Here is a 4571-nt window from a genome sequence, read left to right on the forward strand (position 1 = left end):
ACCGGTGGTACTATTCCAGCCCCGGAGGTTATGACAGCGTGGGTCCTACGGGCGGCGGCACCAGTACCGCTAATGTAACCATAGGTGGATCGGGTCCGGTTACTATATCCCAGATCGCCACACTGGTAACATACTCAAGTGGATACGCGGCGTTTAAACTGGCCCTTTACGATGGCGGTACAGGGACGACCTTGCTTGACAATGGAGGTTCATCTCAGACATGGGGTGGGTGGGTGACCGTACCCGTCAATTATCAGGCCACGGGAGGGACCGAATATAAAGTGGCGTTTGTCGCGGATCGCCAAGGTACGCAGGCGGCCCTTAAGACTGGCACTGCGAGAGGGCATTACAACTGGGATTCCTATGGCAGTTTTCCCCTTAATCCGGCCAGCTCATGGGCGGGACAAACAAATGGCCTTTTTGCCGTAGCCGTATGCGTGGGGACCTGTACGGATCAACCAGACCCTCCAACGCCTCCTCCGGCAACTGGCGTCTGGTATTATTCCGCGGGAGGACCGGGAGGATATAACGGAGTAGACTGGGCAGGCACTTATAGCTCGGACGTAACCATAGGAGGATCAGGTCCTGTCGATATTTCTCAGATAGCCGTAAAGGTAGATAATGGTAATGGCTGCCCCTGGAAACTAGCTCTATACAACGAGGGGAGCGGGACAACCCTACTTGCCGATGGAGGAGCCTACATAGGAGGAAGTACGCTCGGTGCACAGTGGCTCGCCAATTATGTAGACTATCAGGCTACGGGAGGGTCCACATACAAGGTGGCTTATTCCCCTGGGTGCATGGGGGCTAAGGTAGCCGTAAACACTAACACTCCCGGAGGGTATTATAATTTTGATTCCTATGGCAGTTTCCCTCTTAATTCATCCGGGGTATGGAACTTGTCCACTGAAACGCTGGCTGTGGCCATATGCGCAGGAGGAACCTGTCTCACAGGACCTTGATGATAAGACAGGGCGGATGCTTAAAGCGTGGAAGTACTGAGGTAAAATAGAGGCAAAAAAACGGGGGTCTGAATATTTCAGGCCCCTATTCCTTACCCCTAAATGTTTTGTATCTGCCTACTTATTACTTAGGACAATGTTCAGCGGCTATTTGATCGATTAGAGGGCCTTGGGCGATAAAGTCCTTCTTACCAATTGTAATGTCTTCAGTCTTGGAAAACTCCCCAACAATATGAGCTGCTGATAAATTTGATTATAAGTTTGCAACAGGTTCTACAATCTTTCAATCTACAATTTTTTCTTACCAGAAGGAAACAGCCAATTAAATGCGATAAGAAGGACTCCTATGATATTAGCCGTTGTTGTAGTAAGAAGTGTTATAAGAACAGCATCAGAAAGATAAAATGATATACCTTTACAACCCGCAAGAGACACAAGGATAAGTACCAGTCCCACAAAAATAACCACGAATAAGAACACACGCTGAAGATATTTTTTGCGAAGTGTGTGTTCTTCTCTGCTACGCTGTAATTCATCCTTTTCTTTTTCTTGGATTATCTTTTCTTTTTCTTGGATTATCTGTCCAAGAAAATCTACCACAACGGGATTATTTTCATTTTTGAAAGGAGGTGGTATCTCAGGTGCTATCTCAAGGCTTTCGCGATCAGGTATGAGAACATCGCTTAATTTGCTATCTTTTGTTGAACCTTTTTTACGCATCCCCAAACATCTTTTTGTGCATAATACTTAGAGGAATAACGCCATAGCGGGCCTTAGTATATACTACATACCACGGCGAACTTTTACGGTGTGTTAAGGCAGAAAGTTGAACGGCTGTCCAGTTTTTAAATTTGCCCCAAACAAACTGGATGATTTCTTCACTTTCTGTATCGTCTATAGGCTGAGCTTTTGAAAAAACATCGAAAACGTCTTTGTTTTTTAATGTGAGATTGGTTAAGTCAATCTTCTTAATTAACTTATAAAGTTTGGGTTCTACGGGTCCATAGTCCCAAGCTTGTGTTTCATCGGAATGCAGTGGCGTTTCAATGCCATTCCTGACAGACATAAGCTGTGCGAAAAAAACCAGCTTTTGTAACTTCATGTGGCTAATGTCTTGAATATAATCGTCATCCTGTTCCGCTAGTTCCAGAAATCTCTTAGCAACATCGATAGACGTGTATGTCGTCATGGTTTTGCTCCTTAATATAAATCTAATTGTTAAGTATCTCAAACGCAAGGTCTTGTCAAGAAAAATGCCCATAATTTCGCGAAAAATCACTCTCTCCCCCCCCATCTTGCTTTCCGTTTCAATCCACCCCCACCCTCCTCCTCGTGGGGAATGACTTCACAAGAGGATATTTTTTATACAATTTCTCGTCAAATCCTTAAGGGGTGCGCCAAGGTATCACAAGGGTATGACGGAGGTATCACAAGAGCAACAAAACAGAACCCTGACAAAATATTTTTGAGATGGCATATACATGTGTATCCGCCGTGTCCGCGTCCGCGCTTAAAGAGGTGAAGCGGTAAATCAGGTAACTTGAGGCTGTAGGAGGCCCGAGAGATAAAGAGGTCGCAGAAGCGGTATCCGCCATGATTGCCGCGCGGAGACATAAGACGGCCCGTGAAAAGGGATTATTATCGGGCAGATCAAGCCCTATGTTTTGGATTTGGGTATTTTGGATTTGGATATAAGGCGGTGATATACGTCCCTTCCATGATCATCCCGCCATTTTTAAAGGTTTATTGACGTTCGTGCCTTTAGCTCACGTCCTTAAGTACTACAGTTTTTTGAGTTCTTGAGGAGTTATGCTGCCGGCAGCATAACTACACTAAATCTTGCCGCCTGGCGTTTTCTATTTCCTGCCGGACCGCATCGTTCTCGTTCACTGACATAAGATTAATATCGGGGTGTTGATGCGCAAAGACCCTGAATACCTCGTCCGCAAAAGCCCGCCCTATCGTCTCTACTTCCTTAAAATCCAATATTACGGCTTCAAAGCGATCTACCCTGGCTAAAAGCCTCTTGGCCTGCGATCTGGAAATAAGTTTTTCGTCTCCATATTGAACCAGTCGGACAGGAACCACTGTCTTCGTAAAACCAAAATTGTCTTCCGACGTAAATCTGTCGAATATTTCGGTCGTTTTTCGAGACGTATTATCGTTTAGCTTCATCCCTATCAAAGTGCCTGCACGAGGTTTCTGATTGTGAAGTATCCAGTCTTCGTCACCCGCATAAGCATGCACCAAAGACACCTCGCCCGACAAAATGGCAAAAGTGTCGAACATTCTGGACGTAAAGAAAATTCCTTCGCCGGTATGCCTTTCCGGATCAGTAGTTAATTTTCCTTTTGTCAATTCCAGGACCGCGTGGCGCTCATCAATAAGGTTCATCTTTTTGGTGATTTTATTAAATATTCCCACTCCGGAATCTTTGATAATCATCTCTGTCGAATGAACTGTCTTTATTATCCGGATATCTGCGGTTTCGCTTTCAGAGTGGTCGACTACGTTATTAAACATCTCGGTAAAGCCATAGTGCCAGATATCCATGACATTTTCCGGTAAATGTCCCAGCCTGCTTTTAATATGATTTCTCCACACAAAATCTTCGTCTGGATTTTCGATAACAGATATGGCGGTATGCCACTCCTCTTTTGGACGCAACTCGTAATATCCGCTCCGTACCCTGATCAGCGCCCCCTGACTCACCAGGAGTCTTACGTGCTGGTGAACGGCCTGCCTGCTAACGCTGAATTTATCCATAGTAAGCGGGACTATTGTTTTTGGATTATTTTCAATGTTATCCAGAATAAATTCCCTTATTTGCTGTCCCCTTCTTCTTTTTCCTGCCATGAAAGAACCTCAAAAAGTCTATTTATATTATACTGATAGCCATAACTGTAAACATCAAAAAGTTATATTGTCAATATCAAAACTCCGAACTGTAAAAATATATTGCCAAGTTAATGATTACATTAACCTTATACCATCAATCGGCATCAATACAATCCCACGTTTCTCTTCTTTATCCTTTCGCATTCCTTGATCTTTCACTTGCCGTTGTACGACTGAAGCCACCTGTCAAGCTCGCGCTTAATCGCCTTCGGCCTTCCGGCAGGATCAGCGTATATTGGCAGCCCGTAGAGGCGCTTCCATTTCCTGACCGTGTTCCACGATAAAATACCGAGATACTGCGCAATTTCCTTTCTGCCTGACAGCCATCCTTCGCTCATCTTACCTCACAGGCGCCCGCCTTAACGCCCGCCGCCGGTATATGCCGCCCTGAACTGATACCTGCCTGCTCTGTGTTTTGGGCCTCACTGGGTTCGCGAGGTCCCCTCCCGTAATCGTTTGTCTCTTTCTTCGGGGATGCCTTTTTCTTAATGGCGATTATGGCCGCCCCTTTGCCGAATATGTAATGTATGTCTCTTATCATCCGTCCACCTGCTTTCCAAAAATCATGGCGTCCTTCCATTCTCCCCCCTCTCCCCGAAGACTTAATCTCACCGGAGGCCGCGAGGCGCCTTATTGCGTGCCTCGCAGCGTCTTTATCTTCTCTCTTTACAAGACAAAGGGAATCAAACATCTGGCGCAGACTGAATTCAC

6 protein-coding genes are annotated in these 4571 nt (G+C 45.6%); 1 reads left to right on the plus strand and 5 read right to left on the minus strand.

The features are described 5' to 3' along the window. Positions 1–962: hypothetical protein (locus tag LBQ00_08200; GenBank protein ID MDR2018827.1), on the plus strand; the 962-nt coding region annotated here is incomplete at its 5' end. A gap of 288 nt (positions 963–1250) precedes the next feature. Here the strand turns inward: LBQ00_08200 and LBQ00_08205 are convergent. The 5 genes from LBQ00_08205 to LBQ00_08225 all read right to left on the minus strand — a co-directional run. Further along, complete coding sequence (locus LBQ00_08205) at positions 1251–1682, minus strand: hypothetical protein (protein ID MDR2018828.1); 432 nt, start codon at positions 1680–1682, stop codon at positions 1251–1253. Continuing rightward, complete coding sequence (locus tag LBQ00_08210; GenBank protein ID MDR2018829.1) at positions 1675–2256, minus strand: SocA family protein; 582 nt, start codon at positions 2254–2256, stop codon at positions 1675–1677. Before LBQ00_08210 ends, LBQ00_08205 begins: the two co-directional genes overlap by 8 nt. Positions 2257–2789: 533 nt before the next feature. Continuing rightward, on the minus strand, positions 2790–3818 hold the full coding sequence (locus LBQ00_08215) for a DUF4325 domain-containing protein (protein ID MDR2018830.1): 1029 nt from the start codon (positions 3816–3818) through the stop codon (positions 2790–2792). Positions 3819–4015: 197 nt separating this feature from the next. Further along, complete coding sequence (locus tag LBQ00_08220; GenBank protein MDR2018831.1) at positions 4016–4198, minus strand: hypothetical protein; 183 nt, start codon at positions 4196–4198, stop codon at positions 4016–4018. Beyond that, positions 4195–4571 (minus strand): hypothetical protein (locus LBQ00_08225; GenBank protein MDR2018832.1); only part of this gene is annotated, 377 nt, incomplete at its 5' end. The genes LBQ00_08220 and LBQ00_08225, both read right to left, overlap by 4 nt.

Source organism: Syntrophobacterales bacterium, assembly GCA_031274925.1.
Taxonomy (GTDB): Bacteria; Desulfobacterota; Syntrophorhabdia; order Syntrophorhabdales; family Syntrophorhabdaceae; genus PNOM01.

Excerpts from the sequence above, each read along its gene's own strand:
- LBQ00_08220 (MDR2018831.1), bottom strand. The coding sequence starts at position 4,198 with ATGAGCGAAGGATGGCTGTCAGGCAGAAAGGAAATTGCGCAGTATCTC.
- LBQ00_08210 (MDR2018829.1), bottom strand. The coding sequence starts at position 2,256 with ATGGGGGGGGAGAGAGTGATTTTTCGCGAAATTATGGGCATTTTTCTT.
- LBQ00_08215 (MDR2018830.1), bottom strand. The coding sequence starts at position 3,818 with ATGGCAGGAAAAAGAAGAAGGGGACAGCAAATAAGGGAATTTATTCTG.
- LBQ00_08205 (MDR2018828.1), bottom strand. The coding sequence starts at position 1,682 with ATGCGTAAAAAAGGTTCAACAAAAGATAGCAAATTAAGCGATGTTCTC.